General features: G+C 61.9%; 18 protein-coding genes. 15 read left to right on the top strand and 3 right to left on the bottom strand.

Annotated elements, in window-relative coordinates; translation table 11 throughout:
* Window positions 1-17 precede the first annotated feature (17 nt).
* Window positions 18-1,292 (bottom strand): FAD-binding oxidoreductase, encoded by a 1,275-nt coding sequence (locus EN781_RS05620; protein ID WP_127399844.1) that lies wholly within the window; start codon window positions 1,290-1,292, stop codon window positions 18-20.
* A gap of 17 nt (window positions 1,293-1,309) precedes the next feature.
* Window positions 1,310-1,978: a haloacid dehalogenase type II gene (locus EN781_RS05615; protein ID WP_126058838.1), complete on the bottom strand. Its 669-nt coding sequence runs from the start codon at window positions 1,976-1,978 to the stop codon at window positions 1,310-1,312.
* 313 nt (window positions 1,979-2,291) lie between these two features.
* On the opposite strand from EN781_RS05615, the gene EN781_RS05605 reads away from it, so the two are divergent.
* From EN781_RS05605 to EN781_RS05540, 14 genes are all read left to right on the top strand, one after another.
* Window positions 2,292-3,131 (top strand): GNAT family N-acetyltransferase, encoded by an 840-nt coding sequence (locus EN781_RS05605; RefSeq protein ID WP_126058837.1) that lies wholly within the window; start codon window positions 2,292-2,294, stop codon window positions 3,129-3,131.
* A gap of 10 nt (window positions 3,132-3,141) precedes the next feature.
* Window positions 3,142-4,515 (top strand): aspartate aminotransferase family protein, encoded by a 1,374-nt coding sequence (locus tag EN781_RS05600; protein ID WP_126058836.1) that lies wholly within the window; start codon window positions 3,142-3,144, stop codon window positions 4,513-4,515.
* A 240-nt stretch (window positions 4,516-4,755) separates the two neighbouring features.
* A complete protein-coding gene (locus tag EN781_RS05595; RefSeq protein ID WP_126058835.1) occupies window positions 4,756-5,478 on the top strand; it encodes an HAD-IA family hydrolase in 723 nt (240 codons plus the stop codon).
* Window positions 5,479-5,542: 64 nt separating this feature from the next.
* Window positions 5,543-7,153, top strand: a complete 1,611-nt coding sequence (locus EN781_RS05590; protein WP_126058834.1) for an ABC transporter substrate-binding protein — start codon at window positions 5,543-5,545, stop codon at window positions 7,151-7,153.
* Window positions 7,154-7,241: 88 nt separating this feature from the next.
* Window positions 7,242-8,192: an ABC transporter permease gene (locus tag EN781_RS05585; RefSeq protein ID WP_126058833.1), complete on the top strand. Its 951-nt coding sequence runs from the start codon at window positions 7,242-7,244 to the stop codon at window positions 8,190-8,192.
* Window positions 8,189-9,040, top strand: coding sequence for an ABC transporter permease (locus tag EN781_RS05580; protein WP_126058832.1), 852 nt, complete (start codon window positions 8,189-8,191; stop codon window positions 9,038-9,040). Before EN781_RS05585 ends, EN781_RS05580 begins: the two co-directional genes overlap by 4 nt.
* Window positions 9,037-10,692, top strand: a complete 1,656-nt coding sequence (locus EN781_RS05575; RefSeq protein ID WP_126058831.1) for an ABC transporter ATP-binding protein — start codon at window positions 9,037-9,039, stop codon at window positions 10,690-10,692. Before EN781_RS05580 ends, EN781_RS05575 begins: the two co-directional genes overlap by 4 nt.
* A gap of 78 nt (window positions 10,693-10,770) precedes the next feature.
* Window positions 10,771-11,250, top strand: coding sequence for an Lrp/AsnC family transcriptional regulator (locus tag EN781_RS05570; protein WP_126058830.1), 480 nt, complete (start codon window positions 10,771-10,773; stop codon window positions 11,248-11,250).
* A gap of 462 nt (window positions 11,251-11,712) precedes the next feature.
* Window positions 11,713-12,489 carry an amino acid ABC transporter ATP-binding protein gene (locus EN781_RS05565; RefSeq protein WP_126058829.1) on the top strand — a complete coding sequence of 259 codons (777 nt, stop codon included), beginning with the start codon at window positions 11,713-11,715 and terminating at the stop codon, window positions 12,487-12,489.
* A 40-nt stretch (window positions 12,490-12,529) separates the two neighbouring features.
* Window positions 12,530-13,345, top strand: a complete 816-nt coding sequence (locus tag EN781_RS05560; RefSeq protein WP_126058828.1) for a transporter substrate-binding domain-containing protein — start codon at window positions 12,530-12,532, stop codon at window positions 13,343-13,345.
* Between the two features lie 58 nt (window positions 13,346-13,403).
* On the top strand, window positions 13,404-14,117 hold the full coding sequence (locus EN781_RS05555) for an ABC transporter permease subunit (protein ID WP_126058827.1): 714 nt from the start codon (window positions 13,404-13,406) through the stop codon (window positions 14,115-14,117).
* A gap of 1 nt (window position 14,118) precedes the next feature.
* The gene (locus tag EN781_RS05550; protein WP_126058826.1) at window positions 14,119-14,811 is read left to right on the top strand and encodes an ABC transporter permease subunit; all 693 of its coding nucleotides are present in this window, start codon (window positions 14,119-14,121) and stop codon (window positions 14,809-14,811) included.
* An 11-nt stretch (window positions 14,812-14,822) separates the two neighbouring features.
* Window positions 14,823-15,176, top strand: a complete 354-nt coding sequence (locus EN781_RS05545; RefSeq protein ID WP_126058825.1) for a cupin domain-containing protein — start codon at window positions 14,823-14,825, stop codon at window positions 15,174-15,176.
* Between the two features lie 29 nt (window positions 15,177-15,205).
* Entirely contained in the window at window positions 15,206-16,534 is a 1,329-nt protein-coding gene (locus tag EN781_RS05540) for an FAD-binding oxidoreductase (protein WP_127399843.1), read from the top strand.
* Between the two features lie 31 nt (window positions 16,535-16,565).
* Here the strand turns inward: EN781_RS05540 and EN781_RS05535 are convergent, their stop codons facing one another.
* Complete coding sequence (locus tag EN781_RS05535; RefSeq protein ID WP_126058824.1) at window positions 16,566-17,042, bottom strand: Lrp/AsnC family transcriptional regulator; 477 nt, start codon at window positions 17,040-17,042, stop codon at window positions 16,566-16,568.
* A gap of 223 nt (window positions 17,043-17,265) precedes the next feature.
* Between EN781_RS05535 and EN781_RS05530 the strand changes: the two genes are divergently transcribed.
* On the top strand, window positions 17,266-17,440 hold a 175-nt coding region (locus EN781_RS05530; RefSeq protein ID WP_127399842.1), incomplete at its 3' end, for an FAD-dependent oxidoreductase.

Raw genomic sequence — 17,440 nt, 5'->3', positions numbered from 1 at the left:
CCTACTCCCCTACTCCCTCATTGTATCCGGTCAAGCGCCTTGTAGTAGAGACCGACCATCGGCAGGAACCAGGGCTTGCCGGAATAGCCGGGAATCGAAGGCCACTCGAGCCCTTTCAGCGGATTGCGGTCCTCGCGGCCGAGCATGGCATCGGCCAGGATCATACCGAGATGGGTGGAAAGCTGCGCGCCGTGGCCGGAATAGCCCATCGCGTACCAGACGCCGTCATGGTAACCAGCCCGCGGAAAACGGTCCTTGGTCATGTCGACCAGCCCGCCCCAGCAGTAGTCGATCTCGACCTTGGCGAGCTGCGGGAAGATTGCTGCAAGGCCAGCCTGCAAGATCTGTCCGCTCCTGGCGTCGGAGCGCTGGTCCGATGTCGCCGAGAAGCGCGCGCGGCCGCCGAAGATGAGGCGTCGGTCCGGTGAAAGCCGGAAGTAGTTGCCAATGTTCATCGAGGTCACGCATGTCCGGTTGCCGGGCATGGTCGCGGCGATCTCGGCATCGCTTAACGGCCGCGTGGCGATGATGAAGCTGCCGACGGAGATGATCCGGCGGCGGAAATAATTGAAATTCGGCGTGGTGTAGGCGCCGGGCGCCACCAGCACGTTGTCGGCGCTGATCTTGCCGCGCGAAGTGGTCAATTCATGCCTGCTACCGGCCTGCTTGCGGTCGGTCACTGCCGCGTTCTCGTGGATCACGGCACCGTGGCACGTGGCGGCCGTGGCCAAGCCTGCCACATAGCGGCCCATATGCATCATGGCGCTCTTCTTCGACAGCATCGCGCCATGGAAGGGCGAACCGATCTCGGACTTGAGATCCGCCGCCGACAGCAGCGCCGTGTCCGGATCCACCTCGGCATGGACGGCCTCGAAGTTGCGGGCGATCGCTTCGAAATGCTGCGGCTTGGAGGCGAGCTTCAGCTTGCCCGCGCGGCGGAAGTTGCAGTCGATGCTTTCCTCGGCGACCAGCGCCTCGATGGTATCGACGGAGTCGTCGAGCGCTCGGTACAGCGCGATTGCGCGTTCCTTGCCGAGTTCCGCCTTGGCCGAGAGGAAGCTATGGGCGAGGCCATTGTTCAGGTGCCCGCCATTGCGCCCGGATGCGCCACAGCCCACCCGCTCCGCCTCCAGCACCGCCACCTTCGCGCCGGCCTTCGCCAGTTGGCGGGCGGCGGCGAGACCGGTGAAGCCGCCGCCGATGATGGCGGCATCGTAGTGACCCTCGACCGGGCCTTGCGCCGCGCCGGAAAAGTCGGGAGCCGTGTCGTGCCAGTAGGAGACGAACCTCATCGGCAATCCGCCCTGTTTCAGAGACCGACCACGCCTGGAAGACCCGAAATGTCTGATATCTCGACATAGCCGTAGTGCGGGTTGGCCGGTTCGTGGCCGCGGTTTACCCAGACCTTGTTCTTGATGCCGAGGTCGTGCGCCGACATCAGGTCGTAGCGGAATGACGACGAGCAGTGAAGGATGTCTTGCGGACCGCAGCCCAGCCTGTCGAACATATATTCGAAGGCCTTGAAGCGCGGCTTGTAGGCCTGTGCCTGCTCGGCCGTGTAGACGGCATGGAATGGCGCGCCGAGCTTCTCGACATTGGACATGATCTGCGCGTTCATGGCGTTGGACAGGATGACCAGCGGAATTTCCTTGGCGACTTTCGCCAGGCCGGCCGGAACGTCGGCATGCGGCCCCCAGGTCGGCACGCGCTTATAGACCATCCTGGCGTCGTCCGGGCTGAAGGCAACGCCGTTGCGCTTGCAGGTGCGCTCGAGCGCATTGTGGATCACGTCGGCATAAGGCTTCCAGTCGCCCAGGATCTCGTCCAGCCGGTACGCCGCGAAATTCTTGATGAACTCCTGCATGCGCGGCTCGTCGAGCCGGCTGCCGTAGAGGTCGCGTGCGGCTTCCGCCATCTGGAAATTGGTCAACGTGCCGTAGCAGTCGAAGGTGATGTATTTGGGCCTGAAGGAAGCCATGTCCGTCGATCTCCGGTGGAAGCACATCCGCGTTCGGATGAATTCATCATAGGACGGCAGAAGGCGGCCGACCTGACCGAAATCGGCGTCCCGAAAGCAGAAAGTTCCGTATCCGCCATCCGGTTTGGCACATCTGGTGTGGCGATTACGTCGTCGCGCGAGACGTGAAGCGCGTCCGCCGCGGCGGGCGCGCCAGCACAAGATGCGGCGCATGCCTCGCGCTACGGCGAAAGATACTGTCCAGGCCAAAGCCTTCAGACGATCTGCGGCGCGCCGATGGCCGAGACTTGATCAGCAGACGGAAGGATGCCTCATGCAGCAGGGCGAGATCGAACTCCAGGCCTTCGGGCCGGACCATATAGAGGGTGCGGTAGCGCTTTCTCGCCAGGAGAATTGGCCGCATCGCGCGCAGGACTGGCAGATGGCGCTGCAGCTCTCGAGCGGCGCTGTCGCGCTCGACGACCAGGGCCGTGTCACCGGCACCATCCTGGTAACGCCCTATGGCAATGATTGCGCCATGATCAACATGGTGATCGTCGACAGGAATGTGCGGGGCCAGGGGCTCGGGCGCCGACTCATGGATCAGGCGATCACCCTTGCCGGCGACCGTCCGCTACGGCTCGTCGCGACGGCGGATGGCGAGCCGCTCTATGAAAAGCTCGGCTTCGTGCGCTCCGGTGCGATCCTGCAGCATCAGGGGAAAGTGACGGAGCTTGACGCGCCCGACGGCGTTGAAGCCGCAAGCATTGGCGATCTGCCGGAAATCAAAGCGCTCGATCGCGACGCTTATGGCGCCGACCGGGAAGCCCTGATCAATGCGCTGGCCGAGCGCGGCCACTTCGCAATCATCCGCCATAACGGCGCCATCGAGGCCTATGCGGCGATCCGTCCTTTCGGACGCGGCGAAGTGATCGGTCCGGTCATCGCGGGAAGCGCCGGTGACGCCAGGGCCCTCATCAGCTTTTTCGCCGCGCCGCGCTCCGGCGCCTTCCTGCGCGTGGATACCGACAGCCGGACCGGCATCGATGGCTGGCTCGAGGAAATCGGTCTCGTCCATGTCGGCGGCGGCGTGGCCATGGACCGTCCGCCCAAGCCGAGGTCGGAACCGGCCAGGCCAAAAGTTTACGCCCTCGCCAACCAGGCGCTCGGCTAGGAGGACAACAATGCTCGCCAATTCCCTGATTGAACTCGACCGCGCCCATCTCGTCCATCCGGTCTCCTCATACCGCGGCCATGAGGCGCTCGGCGTGCGTGTCCTGAAATCGGCCAAGGGCGCCACCGTGACCGAAGCATCCGGCCGGCAGTTGATTGACGGCTTCGCCGGCTTGTGGTGCGTCAATGCCGGCTACGGCCACGACAGCATCGTCGAGGCGGCGGCCCGGCAGATGCGCGAGCTGCCCTATGCCACCGCCTATTTCGACCTCGGCTCGGAGCCGGCCATTCGCCTCGCCTCGGAACTCGCCGAGCGCGCTCCGGGGAATCTCAATCACGTCTTCTTCACCCTCGGCGGCTCGGACGCGGTCGACAGCACCATCCGCTTCGTCCGCTACTACTGGAATGCCAGGGGCGAGCCGAAACGCGACCAGTTCATTTCCATCGAGCACGGCTATCACGGCTCATCGGTGGTCGGCGCTGGCCTGACCGCGCTGCCCGCCTTTCACGCCGGTTTCGGCATTCCCTTTGAATGGCAGCACAAGATCCCCTCGCCCTACCCTTATCGCAACCCGGTAGGCGAGGACGGCAACGCGATCACCGCGGCATCGCTCGCCGCGCTGAAGGCCAAGATCGAGGAGATCGGACCGGAGCGGGTTGCCGCCTTCTATGCCGAGCCGATCCAGGGCTCGGGCGGCGTCATCGTCCCACCGAAGGGCTGGATCAAGGCGATACGCGAGCTCTGCCGGCAGTACGGCATCCTGTTCATCGCCGACGAGGTGATCACCGGCTTCGGCCGCACGGGACCCCTGTTCGCTTGCACGGACGAGGACATCGTTCCCGATTTCATAACGACCGCGAAGGGCCTGACCTCAGGCTATGTTCCGATGGGCGCCGTCTTCATGGCCGATCATGTCTACGACGTCATCGCCGATGGCGCGGGCGCCGCTGCGGTCGGCCACGGCTACACCTATTCGGCCCATCCCGTCAGCGCCGCCGTCGCGCTCGAGGTGTTGAAGCTCTATGAAGACGGCCTTCTGGAGAACGGCATCAAGGCCGGTGCCCGCCTGATGATAGGATTGGCAAGCCTGCGCGACCACCCGCTCGTCGGTGATGTGCGCGGTCGCGGCATGCTGGCCGCGATCGAGCTGGTGGTCGACAAGACGAAGAAAACACCGCTTCCGGCGTCGGCCATACCGGCGCGGCGCGTCTTCGACCGGGCGTGGGACAACGGTCTCATCATCCGCGCCTTTGCCAACGGTGTCCTCGGCTATGCGCCGCCGCTCTGCTGCACCGACGGCGACGTCGACGCTATCATCGAGCGCACGCGCCTCACGCTCGACCAGACGCTGGACGATCCCGACGTCCGTCAGGCCCTGGCATGACGGGCGACGAATTTTTCGTATCTCGAAATATCGCCGGGGCAGACGATTTCGCAATTTTGTGCCGCCCCCTCACGCCTTTTCGGCGAATCCAGCGCGGGGGAAGTGCCAGACTGCCTATAAGACAAGGCCAGAAAGCGCGGATTTATGGGCTTTCGAAAAAGGCCAACGCCCCGGACAGCACCGAATTTTGTTCTGTTCAGCACCATGCAATCCGCTATCGCGCAGAGGAGAGCTAGTTTCTTGGCCAGGGCTTTCAGCGAATTCAAGTACATGACCTTCGATGTCGTCGGCACGCTGATCGACTTCGAAGGCGGCATCACGACTTGCCTGGCCGGGATTGCCGCCGAGACTGGCGTCTCCATCGATGGCGAAGCCGCGCTGGCCCTTTACCGGCAGGCCCGCTACATGCCCGATGCCGGCCTGTTTCCCGACGATCTGGTGCGTGTGTACATGGTCATCGCGCCGCAGCTCGGCCTGCCGGCAGACGAGAAATTCGGCGTCCGCCTGCGCGATTCCGCCTGCGTCTGGAAAGGTTTCCCCGACAGCGCGGCGGCGCTGGCGGACCTCGCGAAATCGCACAAGCTGATTGCCATGACCAATGCCCGACGCTGGGCCCTCGACCATTTCGAGAAGCAGCTCGGATCGCCCTTCTTCGCCACCTTCACCGCCGACGATACCGGAACGGAGAAACCGGATCCGGCGTTCTTCCAGAAGGTCTTCGATTTCGTCGCCTCAAGGGGCGACAGCAAGGACGACATCCTGCACGTCGCGCAAAGCCAGCATCACGACATCGGCATATCCCGGGCACTTGGCCTGACCAATTGCTGGATCGAACGCCGGCATGCCCAGAGGGGCTATGGCGGCACGATCGAGCCCGAGCGCTTCACCGTGCCGGACTACCACTTCACCTCGATGGCCTCCCTTGCGGCGGCCGTTCGGGAAAGCCTGAAGGAACGAGCCTGAACCCAAGCCCGGACAGCCGCAGCAAGACGAGCATGCCGACCAAACAAACAGAAAGGGGAATGACATGACCGACAAGATCACGAACTGGACCAGCGCAGACGACGCCATGGTCGAGAACGCCATCCGGCGGGGCGCGAGCCGCCGCGAACTCCTCAAGATGCTGTTGGCCGGTGGCGCCGCGGTCGCCGCGGGCAGCCTGGTGCTCGGCCGCGCCAGCCAGGCCGTCGCCGCCGAGCCGGTTTCCGGCGGAAGCTTCAAGGCGGCCGGCTGGTCGTCCTCGACCGCCGACACGCTCGATCCGGCAAAGGCGTCGCTCTCCACCGACTATGTCCGCTGCTGCTCGCTCTACAACCGCCTGACTTTCCTCGACAAGGATGGCGTCACGCAGATGGAGCTGGCCGAGAGCTTCGACAGCAAGGACGCCAAGACCTGGACCGTGAAGCTGCGCAAGGGTGTCACCTTCCACGACGGCAAGGACCTCACGGCCGACGACGTCGTCTACTCGCTGAAGCGCCATCTCGACAAAGCGGTCGGCTCCAAGGTGGCCAAGATCGCCGCGCAGATGACCGGCTTCAAGGCGGTCGACAAGTCGACCGTCGAAATCACGCTCGCCGACCCGAATGCCGACCTGCCGACCATCCTGGCGCTGCACCATTTCATGATCGTGGCGGACGGCACCACCGACTTCTCCAAGGGCAATGGCACCGGCGCTTTCGTGCTGCAGACGTTCGAACCCGGCGTGCGTTCGGTCGTCACCAAGAACAAGAACTACTGGAAATCGGGCAAGCCCTATCTGGACTCGTTCGAGTTCATCGCCATCACCGACGACAGCGCCCGCGTCAACGCCCTGCTTTCCGGCGACATCAATTTTGCCGCAGCGATCAATCCGCGCTCAATGAAGCTCCTGGAGAGCCAGCAGGGCTTCGAACTGTCGAAGACGACCGCGGGCAACTACACGGACCTCAACATCCGGCTCGACATGGATCCGGGCAGCAAGGCCGACTTCGTGGCCGGCATGAAGTACCTCGTCAACCGCGAGCAGATCGTCAAATCGGCATTGCGCGGCCTTGGTGAGGTCGGCAATGATCAACCTGTCTCGCCGGCGAACATCTTCCACAACGCCGACCTCAAGCCGAAGGCATTCGACCCGGACAAGGCGAAGTTCCACTTCCAGAAGTCAGGCCTGCTCGGCCAGTCCATCCCGGTGATCGCGTCCGACGCCGCGACCTCGTCGATCGACATGGCGGTGATCATCCAGGCCGCCGGAGCGGATATCGGCATGAAGCTCGACGTCCAGCGCGTCCCGTCCGACGGCTACTGGGACAATTACTGGCTCAAGGCGCCGGTCCATTTCGGCAACATCAATCCGCGCCCGACGCCGGATATCCTGTTCTCGCTCCTCTACGCTTCCAGCGCTCCCTGGAACGAGAGCCAGTACAAGTCCGAGAAGTTCGACAAGCTGCTCGTCGAGGCGCGCGGCTCGCTCGACCAGGCCAAGCGCAAGGAAATCTACAACCAGATGCAGGTCATGGTCTCCGAGGAGGCCGGCACCATCATCCCGGCCTATATCTCCAACGTCGATGCCCTCTCCAGCAAGGTGAAGGGTTTGGAGGCGAACCCGCTCGGTGGCATGATGGGCTACGCAATGGCGGAATATCTCTGGCTCGAAGCCTGAGAGGCGACTGCCGGGGGCCGGTCAGCCGGTCCCCCGGCACTGCATTGCGCAAGATGGTTGGCCGAACGCACCGCAGGGAGCGCTTTCAATGACGTCTGGGGTTCTCAACCTCGTGCTGAAGCGGCTAGGGATCGCGGCCATCACGCTATTGATCGTGCTGTTCGCCGTGTTCTTCGCCACCAGCATGCTGCCTGGCGACACCGCGTCGATCCTGCTCGGCCAGGCGGCGACTCCCGAGGCGGTCGCCGGCCTGCGCGAGGCCATGCATCTCAACGACCCGGCGATCCTGCGCTTCCTGCGCTGGCTTGTCGGCCTGCTCCACGGCGACCTCGGCACCTCCTATGCCAACGAGATGCCGGTTGCGGCTCTGATCGGCGGGCGCCTGGTCAACACCATGAAGCTCGCCGGCATCACCGCGCTGCTCTCGGTGCCGCTGGCGCTGACGCTCGGCATCACCGCCGCGATGTTGCGCGGCTCCGTCTACGACCGCACCGTCACCGTGCTTTCGATCGGCGTCATCTCCGTGCCGGAGTTCATGGTCGCGACGCTGGCGGTCTTGCTCTTCGCCGTTTATCTCAGATGGCTGCCGGCGCTGTCGTCGGTCAACGAGGCGCATTCGCTGACCGATCTCGTGCGCATCTATGCAATGCCGGTGATCACGCTCACCTTCGTCATCTCCGCCCAGATGATCCGCATGACGCGCGCCGCGGTAATCGAAACGCTGTCCACGCCTTATGTCGAGATGGCTCTCCTCAAAGGCGCCTCGCGCAGCCGCATGGTGCTGAGACACGCGCTGCCCAATGCGCTCGGGCCGATCGTCAACGCGATCGCGCTGTCTTTGTCCTATCTGGTCGGCGGCGTCATCATCGTGGAGACGATCTTCAACTATCCCGGCATCGCCAAGCTGATGGTCGATGCGGTCGCGACCCGCGATCTGCCGCTGATCCAGAGCTGCGCGATGATCTTCTGCCTCGGCTACCTTCTTCTCATCACGACCGCCGACATCGTCGCCATAATGTCCAACCCGAGGCTGAGATGACGATGGCGCGCGCGGCAGCCTCCCGGCGGTCCTTCCTGGGCCACAGCTACAACCTCGTCGGCGTCGTGGCCTCGCTGGTCATCCTGGCGTGGACACTGGTCGCGATCTTCGCGCCTTACATCATTCCCCATCCCATCGGCGACATCGTCGACGACGACTATTTCGGGCCGATGCGTCAGGGGCTGTGGCTCGGCTCGGACTATCTGGGACGCGACATGCTCTCGCGAGTTCTGATGGGCGCGCGCTACACCGTCGGCATATCGCTCGCCGCCGTCTCCATCGCCTGCTTTTCCGGTGTCGTGCTGGGCATGATAGCGGCGGTCACCGGCGGCTGGCTCGACACCTGCCTCAGCCGCTTCCTGGACGCCATGAACTCCATCCCCAGCAAGCTGTTCGGTCTTGTCGTCGTCGCTGCCGTCGGCTCGTCGATCCCGGTGCTGATCCTGACGCTCGCCGTCATCTATATCCCCGGCTCCTATCGCTTCGCGCGCGCGCTCGCCGTCAACATCAACACCATGGACTTCATGACTGTCGCCCGTGTCCGCGGCGAGAGCACCCTCTATCTCGTCGGCTCCGAGATCCTGCCCAACATCATCCGCCCGGTGCTCGCCGACTTCGGCTTGCGCTTCGTCTTCATCGTTCTGCTGCTCTCCGGCCTGTCCTTCCTTGGGCTCGGCCTGCAGCCGCCGCTCGCCGACTGGGGCGCGCTGGTGCGCGAAAACATCGGCGGCCTGCCCTTCGCGGCCCCCGCCGTCATCGTGCCTTCGCTGGCGATCGCCAGCCTCACCATCAGCGTCAACCTGCTGATCGACAACCTGCCGCAGAAGATCAGGGACCGGGACGCATGAGCAATCTCGTCGAGGTCAGGAACCTGAGGATCGAGGCGACGACCGACACCGGACGGCTTGTCGAGATCATCAAGGGCGTCAGCCTCGACATCGCCGACGGCGAGATCGTCGCCCTGATCGGCGAAAGCGGCTCCGGCAAGACTACGGTGGCGCTCTCGCTGATGGGCTATGCGCGGCCCGGCTGCCGGATCACCGGCGGCGAGATCAACGTCAACGGCAAGAACATGGCCGCCCTTTCCGAAAAGGAACGCGCCAGGCTGCGCGGCACCGACATTGCCTATGTCCCGCAAAGTGCCGCCGCCTCCTTCAACCCCTCCTCCACCATCATGGAGCAGGTCATCGAGGTCACGCGCATCCACAAGCTGATGCCGCCCGAACAGGCCCGCCGACGCGCCGTCGAGCTGTTCAGGGCCTTGTCGCTGCCGGACCCCGAAGGGATCGGCGCCCGTTATCCGCACCAGGTTTCGGGCGGTCAATTGCAGCGGCTGTCGGCGGCCATGGCGCTCATCAGCGATCCCAAGCTGGTGATCTTCGACGAGCCGACGACGGCACTCGACGTGACGACGCAGATCGACGTGCTGAAGGCATTCAAGTCGGTCATGCGGGCGGGCGGGATCGCAGGTGTCTATGTTTCCCACGATCTCGCGGTCGTCGCCCAGATCGCCGACCGCATCGTGGTGCTGAAGGGCGGCGAGGTGCAGGAGACAGGCACCACAGCGGCAATCCTTTCAGCTGCCCGGCACCCCTATACGCGCGAACTGCTAGCCGCCTTCGAACCGAAGCCGCGGCAAGGGCAAGCCGACGCAGATGCCGGGACGAAGCAGCTGCTGCGTATAGACAATGTGACGGCCGGCTATGGCGCGATGCGGGCTGACGGACTGCCACTTATCCGCGCGGTCGATTCCGTCAGCCTGGTCGTCGAAAAGGGGCGCAATCTCGGCGTTATCGGCGAATCCGGCTGCGGAAAATCGACGCTGGCGCGCGTCATCGCCGGCATCCATCCGGCCGCTGCCGGCGACATCGTCTTCGATGGCAAGGACCTGCAACGCGCCGCCAGGAAACGCAGCCAGGACCAGCTGCGCGAGATGCAGATCGTGTTCCAGTACGCCGATACCGCGCTCAATCCGGCCAAGCCTGTGGAGGACATCATCTCCCGCCCGCTCGCCTTCTATCACCGGCTCGACAGGCAGGCGCGCTCGAAGCGCGTCGACGAACTGCTCGACATGGTGCGCCTGCCGAGGGCGCTGCGCTACCGGCATCCATCGGAGCTCTCGGGCGGCCAGAAGCAGCGCGTGAATTTCGCGCGCGCGTTGGCGGCCGACCCCAAGCTCATCATCTGCGACGAAATCACCTCGGCGCTCGACACGGTGGTGGCGTCCGCCGTGATCGAACTGCTCAAGGAGCTGCAGCGCGAGCTGGGGCTCTCCTACATCTTCATCAGCCACGACCTCTCGGTCGTCGAGGCCATCTGCGACGAGATCATGGTCATGTACAATGGGCAGCGTGTGGAGCAGATCACGCCAGACAAGGTGAAGGCGCCCGCCCACCCCTATTCCAAGCTACTGTTCTCTTCGGTGCCGAAGCTCGACCCGACGTGGCTCGACGGCCTTGTCCGCGACCCCCAGCTCGTCAGCCAGTACGGCCACCGCTGACTACATCGGAAGACTGAGGGGTGACGGCAAGTTTTTCAGCCACGATTGTGTCACCAGATCAACGCGCAGGCAGGCAGAATGAAGCTTGATCGACTGGACTCTCGCTTGCTTAGTATTCTGCAGACCAACAATCGCCACGGCACGGAAGAGCTTGGTCAAATGGTCGGCCTGTCGGCAACGGCGGTCCAGCGTCGTCTCAAACGGCTTCGGGAAGGGGGAGCAATCGAAGCTGACGTTTCGATCGTGAAACCCAAGACTGTCGGCCGGCCCATTGCGATGCTCGTGCTGGTTTCGCTCGAGCGCGAACGGGCTGACATCGTCGACCGCTTCAAACAATCGATCCGCCAGACTCGGGAAGTGATGAACGGCTACTACGTTACGGGAGAAGCAGATTTCGTTCTCATTGTCACATCCCGAAGCATGGAAGATTATGAAGCTTTTACTCGGAGATTTTTCTACGAAAATCACGACATCAAGGGGTTCAAGACAATGGTTATCATGGATCGAGTGAAGGTTGGGTTTTCCATGCCAATCGATTTCGAGCATTTTCTTGATTGATAATGCGTTTAGGCCTGTCAACGGCCTGCAGGCAGCCCGTGATCTGAATCTCTGCAAGAACGTGCCGCGAAAATGGGCGCGAGGTGAGCGCCGATCCGAAGAACTAGTTTACCCAGTCGCGGTCAGAGTCCGACGCGTTCGGAGCGTTTCCTCTTACAAACCTAGAATTGGCAGGAATTCTGCGGAAATTCAATTGAATAAGACGGAATTGCGTACCCCGACGGACATAAGCTGAGGTCATGCTTTGTAATCCTTGAGGGTGGAATGCAGCTGGAAGCAGTCGGCCTTGAACGGGAGGGGTCGCGACATCATCCGTCGCCGGATTTCGTCGAACCGAAATTCGTCTGTTTCTGCGATGCCCCCTAGGGAGCCGAGAATGACGACCAGCGAAGATGTCGCCGAAATGGACCGTCGATCGGCTCTACATCCCTTCACCACGGCACGGACAGGAGGTGCTTCGGCATGGCTCCCGTTCTGAAAGTTCACGAACTTCGCAAGGCGTTCGGCGCGGCCCGCGTTCTCAACGGGCTGAGCTTCCTGATGCGGCAAGGCGAGGTCATTTCGCTCGTTGGCTCGTCCGGTTCGGGAAAGAGCACCGCGCTACGATGCATCAATTTTCTGGAGACCCCGAGTTCGGGTGAGGTTGAGGTGATGGGCGATGCGATTTCCGCATCGCAGAACGAACGCCACGAAACGAAAATCGTCAACGCGACCAATATCAGAGTTTTCCGTCGCCGCATCGGAATGGTGTTTCAGAGCTTCAACCTGTGGCCCCATCGAACTGTGCTTGAGAACGTAACCGAGGCGCTGATCTACGTGCTGAAGAAGGGCAAGCGGGAGGCGGATGAAACAGCGCTTTGCGCTCTATCCAAGGTGGGCATGGCCGACTTTGGCCACCGATATCCGAGCCAGCTTTCGGGCGGGCAGCAACAGCGCGTGGCAATCGCGCGCGTTTTGGCGATGCAGCCCAAGCTTATGCTTTTTGATGAACCAACCTCCGCGCTCGATCCCGAGCTGGTCAGCGAAGTCTTGAAGGTCATCAGAACGCTTGCCGATGAGGGGGCGACTATTCTTCTCGTCACGCACGAAATGAGGTTCGCACGGGAGGTGTCGAACCGAATGATATTCCTGCACAAGGGTGCCGTTGAGCAGGATGCCGGGCCGGAAGAACTGTTTCGAAATCCCGCATCCGAAGCGGTGAAGCGGTTCCTATCCAGCGTTATTTCAACCGCCGCCTGATGACGGCCATCAAACAGAAGGCAAAGAGGGGTAACTCAGCATGCTCATAAAGAACGCACTTCGCTCAATCTGCACATCCGGACTCATGATGGCGGCAATAGGGGCAGCATCGGCACAGAATGGTGTCTTGCGCGTGGGCACAGAAGGCGACGCGCCGCAGTTCAGCATGGCCGATGCCAACGGCAACGTTACCGGCTTCGACGCCGATATCGCCAACGGCATTTGCGCCGAACTCAAGGTCAAATGCAAATTCGTGGTGCAGACCTTCAGTTCCTTGGTTCCGTCGATGGACAGCGATCGCTTTGATGTCATCATCTCGGGTCTCGGCATCACCGACGAGAGAAAGAAGAAGATCGACTACTCCGTCCCCTACGCAACCACACCGCAGTATTTTGTGGTTCCGAAGGATTCTCCGTCCGTTGGGCTGAAGAGTCTTGCGGAAATCGAGAACGCGTTGGCTGGCAAGACCATAGGCGTTGTGAATGGCACCACATACGCGCAGTTTATAAAGAAACATATTCCGACTGCGGATCTGAAGACCTACGACGCCACGACCCAGCAGAATTCCGATCTCGCGGCAGGCCGGCTTGACGCTGCATTCGGCGATTCCCCGACCTGGGTCGATTTCCTCGGCTCACCGGACGGCGCTAGCTTTGCCCGCATCGACGTCAAGGTTACCGGAGCGGACGATCACGAAGCGCTGGGCTATGGCATGGGTGTTGGCCTGCGCAAGGGCAATACCGGACTCAAGGCCAAGCTGGACGGCGCTCTCTGCAACATGATCAATAGCGGCAAGGTGAAGGCCGCCTCGGAAAACTGGTTCAAGGACGACTACACCATCGCGTGCAACAAGTAATCATCCGACAGGCAACAGATCGTCGCGGCAATGCCGCGACGATCTGATGGAATGTTTCATGTTGCACGATATCTGGATGTTGATGGTCGAGAAGGGCTGGCTCCTTGCGCTGCTGCGCGGTGCCGGTATCACACTTCTGATCGGCTTTGTCGGCGTGGTTGTAGGATTGGCGGCGGCGATACCGCTTGCCATCCTTCGTTGGCGTCAGGTCCCTGGTCTTTCACAGCTTGTTGATGCCTACAGCATCGTCATCCGCGGCGTTCCGGGACTATTGGTCATTTATCTCCTGTTCTTCGGCTCCGTCGACTGGGTGCAGAGAATTGCCTCGGCGTTCGGCTACGCGGATAGCGCCGAAAACGCCTATCCATTCCTTATCGGCATTATAGCGATCTCCGCCATCTCATGCGCGTACTCGATAGAAGTCATACGAGGCGCCTTGCAGGCTGTTCCCGCCGGCCTTCTGGAGGCGGCCCGATCGCTTTCGTTGTCGCCACGCATCACCTTCTCCCGCGTGACCCTGCCGCTCGCTCTCAGGCTGGCTCTGGGCGGGATCAACAACGTTTGGCAAATGACGATCAAGGATACGTCGCTCGTATCCGTCGTCGGCATGCAGGAACTGATGCGGGCCGCAGCGGTCGCCGCGGGAATCACCCGCTCCCCGCTGCTCTTCTATTGCATGGCGGCAGCGATGTTTTTCGCCATGACCGTGGCGAGCCAGGTTCTGTTCAACCGCGTCGAAAAACATTTCAATCGCGGATTCAGTAGAGGCTAGGATGGACTTCAGCATCGTCACCTATGCGGCTCCGTTTCTGCTCGTCGGCGTTAAGACGACTCTGCTGATTGCATTTTTCGGGGTCGGCATCGGGTTGCCGTTCGGCATACTACTGGCGACAGCCCGCATTTCCCAGATCGGCACGGTTCGCAAATGCGCCGATTTCTACTGCGCGGTCTTCAGGGGCACACCGATGCTCGTGCAGGTCTTTGTGATCTACTACGGTCTCGCGCAGATAGGTTTCATACGCCACAACGCGGTTTTGTGGTGGCTGATCGGCGACAGCCTGCACGCTGCCATCCTTGCCGTCATTCTCAATACCGGTGCCTATACGGCGGAGATCTTCCGTACTGCCCTGCTCTCGCTGCCGCGCGGACTGATCGAGGCGGCGGAGGCCTGCGGTATGTCCGGGTTGGTGGTCTTCCACCGTATCAAGTTTCCCCTGGCGCTGCGTCAGGCCTTGCCTTCCTACAGCACCGAAGTCGCTGTTATCGTCAAGGAATCAAGCCTTGCCTCCACCATAACGGTGCTTGAAATCACCGGCCATGCCAAACGGCTGATGAGCGAGACGTTCGCCATCATGGAAATCTTCGTCATCACCGCCGTCTTCTACCTTGCAATCAACGTCGTCTGTCTGACTGCTCTGCATGCCATCGAAAGGCGCCTGTCTTTCGAGCGGCATGCCGCGCGCTGAAAGGGTGCCCCATGTCCAAGCTTACCTTTTTCGATCAGAACAATCTCCCCGAACCCAGGAAAGGCGAACCGCTGCCGGAACGGCGCGTGGATGGTGATCCCCGTTTCCTGACATGGGATATCGCGCAAACCGCTGACGGCCAAGTGCGGGCCGGTGTATGGGAGGTCACGCCGGGCGCCTATCGCTCCATAAAAGGCGGAACCTTCGAAGTCTGCTACATCCTTTCGGGAGTTTCGGAACTCATCGAGGACGGGTTCGAGCCGCGCCGCATTTCGGCAGGCGACGCCTTTGTGATGCACCCTGGATTCACGGGCGTCTGGCGGGTGATCGAAGCCACCCGCAAGCTCTGGGTCTCGCGCGATTGAGCGCGTTGATCGGATCACAGATGCACACCATGGATACGACCGCCTCGCGTCCGTTCAAGGCCACGCCGTACTGGTGGGACGATTGCGCATTTTCTGCCTTGCCTGTGGTGCCGCTGGTCCCCCGATGCGATGTCGCCATCGTCGGCGGCGGCTATGCGGGGCTGTCGGCGGCCATCGAACTGGCGAGAGCCGGATGCAGCGTCCAGCTTTTCGACCGGCAAGCCATCGGGCAGGCCGCGTCAGGCCGAAACGGCGGCATGGCGAGCGGCAGCATAAGGCCGAGCCGCAAGCAATTGATCCGCAGGTTCGGTCAATCTCGGGCCGATGGCATCCTGGCGGAAGGAAAGGCGGCGCGACAGGACCTGGCAGCCTTCCTCGAAACCGAAAGGGTGGAGTGCGACTTCTTCCTCTCGGGTCTCTTCGATGGCGCGGTAAACGATCGCGAATATGATGAATTCAGCCGCCACGCCGAGTTTTTAAACCGTTTCCTCGGGATTGAGACGTCGGCGGTCCCCCGCAAGGAAGTATCGCGGTATATCGGCACGGACTTCTACGCCGGCGGCTTCGTACGGATGGACATCGGAGGCCTTCATCCTGCCAAGCTGCTGTCGGGCATATTGCGGGTCGCCCGAACAACCGATGCCGTCATTCACGAGAACACAACGGTTCTGGGGACCAGCCAAGAGGCTGGTGGTGTGCGCGTCGCAACGTCACGCGGCGAGGTGTCGGCGAAAAAGCTGCTGGTATGCACCGACGCCTACACGGACGGCTTCGATCCTTGGCTGCGCCGTCGCCTCGTGCCGGTGCGGAGCCGCATCATAGCGACCGAGCCGTTGGGCGAAAGCGTGATGGACCGGCTGATGCCGAAGAAGATGATGCACGGCGACACGAGACAGCTCAGCTATTACTACCGGCCGTCGCCGGATGGCACGCGCATTCTATTCGGCGGACGCGACGGCACGACGGAAGGGGATCCGCTGGCGCCCACCACACATCTGCGCTCGGAGCTTGGGCGCATTTTTCCCGAACTGGCAAAGATGGGCATAACGCATAGCTGGTTCGGCCAAGTCGCGATGAACCGCGACATGGTTCCGCGAATGTTTACGGTTGGCGATACGGTCTACGCCACCGGGTTCTGCGGTTCCGGTGTGGTTTGGGCGCGCTGGCTCGGCAAGAAGGCCGCCTTCAAGCTCCTTGGCCAGACAGAGAGGGCTCAGTCGGCTTTCGACTTCGATCCGCCACCGAAGGCAGTGCCGCTATACCTTGACAAGCCTTGGTTCATCCCATTGGTTTATTCGTTCTACGAACGAAGGGACAAACGCGCCATGCGCGGCAAGAAGGAGAGTCCCAAAGGCTGACCTTCCTATTTCGATGATCGCGCGTAAGGCCTCACATCGGGAACAGGCTGGGCAGCGGCATGTGCGCCTTGACGATAGGCGACTTCAGCACCACGAACGAGAAGTACTTGTCGATGCCGATATCCATGTCGGTTAGCCGCTCCATGATCGTCTGGTATTCGCCGATGCCGGCGGTGACGAATTTCATCAGGTAATCGTAGCCGCCCGAGACGAGGTGGCATTCGATCACCTGGTCGATCTTCTCGACAACAGCGAGGAAACGGGCGAAGTCGACCTGGCGGTGGTTCTTCAAGGTGATCTCGGTGAACACGGTCAGCGTCTGGCCGAGCTTGCCGATGTTGACCTGCGCGGAATAGCCCTCGATGTAGCCTTCCGACTGCAGTTTCTTGACCCGCATCAGGCAAGGGCTCGGCGACAGATGCACGAGGTCGGCCAGTTCCACATTGGTGATGCGGCCGTTCTTCTGCAATTCGTAGAGAATCTTGATGTCGATCCGATCCAGTTTCATGGCCGTCTCCAAAGATCGCATGCCCACAGCACAAAATGCTGCCGTACCAACAACCTTGACACTACCACAGCCCGCGGGCCTGTCCATCCGAGCGGACACCGCTTTGAAACGCAGCGAGTTCCGATTTCGACCGAGCTGCCGAAATAAAATTCTGCTTCGGCTTCAACTGCGGCAGCGGCTGCCTGCGCAACGCGTTAGATTGGCGCTTCAAGGTAGAGAGACCATGCGCGCGCCGCTGCAGCAAATCGAGACATCTGGCAAACTGCCGCAATCCGCGGACGTGGTGGTGATCGGCGGCGGCATCGTCGGCGTGTTCGCGGCCTATTATCTGGCCAGGCGCGGCATGAAGGTCGCGCTTGTCGAAAAGGGACGCATCGGCGCCGAGCAATCCTCCAGGA

The sequence above is a fragment of the Mesorhizobium sp. M4A.F.Ca.ET.090.04.2.1 genome (genome assembly GCF_003999085.1).
Taxonomy (GTDB): domain Bacteria; phylum Pseudomonadota; class Alphaproteobacteria; order Rhizobiales; family Rhizobiaceae; genus Mesorhizobium.
The sequence above is the reverse complement of the archived record's forward strand: the minus strand, read 5'-3'. Positions and strand labels throughout refer to the sequence as shown.

Bases quoted from the DNA above. Each gene is read 5' to 3' on its own strand.
- EN781_RS05565 (WP_126058829.1), top strand. From the start codon at position 11,713: ATGGCTCCCGTTCTGAAAGTTCACGAACTTCGCAAGGCGTTCGGCGCG.
- EN781_RS05600 (WP_126058836.1), top strand. From the start codon at position 3,142: ATGCTCGCCAATTCCCTGATTGAACTCGACCGCGCCCATCTCGTCCAT.
- EN781_RS05545 (WP_126058825.1), top strand. From the start codon at position 14,823: ATGTCCAAGCTTACCTTTTTCGATCAGAACAATCTCCCCGAACCCAGG.
- EN781_RS05570 (WP_126058830.1), top strand. From the start codon at position 10,771: ATGAAGCTTGATCGACTGGACTCTCGCTTGCTTAGTATTCTGCAGACC.
- EN781_RS05620 (WP_127399844.1), bottom strand. From the start codon at position 1,292: ATGAGGTTCGTCTCCTACTGGCACGACACGGCTCCCGACTTTTCCGGC.
- EN781_RS05580 (WP_126058832.1), top strand. From the start codon at position 8,189: ATGACGATGGCGCGCGCGGCAGCCTCCCGGCGGTCCTTCCTGGGCCAC.
- EN781_RS05615 (WP_126058838.1), bottom strand. From the start codon at position 1,978: ATGGCTTCCTTCAGGCCCAAATACATCACCTTCGACTGCTACGGCACG.
- EN781_RS05590 (WP_126058834.1), top strand. From the start codon at position 5,543: ATGACCGACAAGATCACGAACTGGACCAGCGCAGACGACGCCATGGTC.
- EN781_RS05540 (WP_127399843.1), top strand. From the start codon at position 15,206: ATGGATACGACCGCCTCGCGTCCGTTCAAGGCCACGCCGTACTGGTGG.
- EN781_RS05555 (WP_126058827.1), top strand. From the start codon at position 13,404: ATGTTGCACGATATCTGGATGTTGATGGTCGAGAAGGGCTGGCTCCTT.
- EN781_RS05560 (WP_126058828.1), top strand. From the start codon at position 12,530: ATGCTCATAAAGAACGCACTTCGCTCAATCTGCACATCCGGACTCATG.
- EN781_RS05575 (WP_126058831.1), top strand. From the start codon at position 9,037: ATGAGCAATCTCGTCGAGGTCAGGAACCTGAGGATCGAGGCGACGACC.
- EN781_RS05585 (WP_126058833.1), top strand. From the start codon at position 7,242: ATGACGTCTGGGGTTCTCAACCTCGTGCTGAAGCGGCTAGGGATCGCG.
- EN781_RS05535 (WP_126058824.1), bottom strand. From the start codon at position 17,042: ATGAAACTGGATCGGATCGACATCAAGATTCTCTACGAATTGCAGAAG.
- EN781_RS05550 (WP_126058826.1), top strand. From the start codon at position 14,119: ATGGACTTCAGCATCGTCACCTATGCGGCTCCGTTTCTGCTCGTCGGC.
- EN781_RS05605 (WP_126058837.1), top strand. From the start codon at position 2,292: ATGCAGCAGGGCGAGATCGAACTCCAGGCCTTCGGGCCGGACCATATA.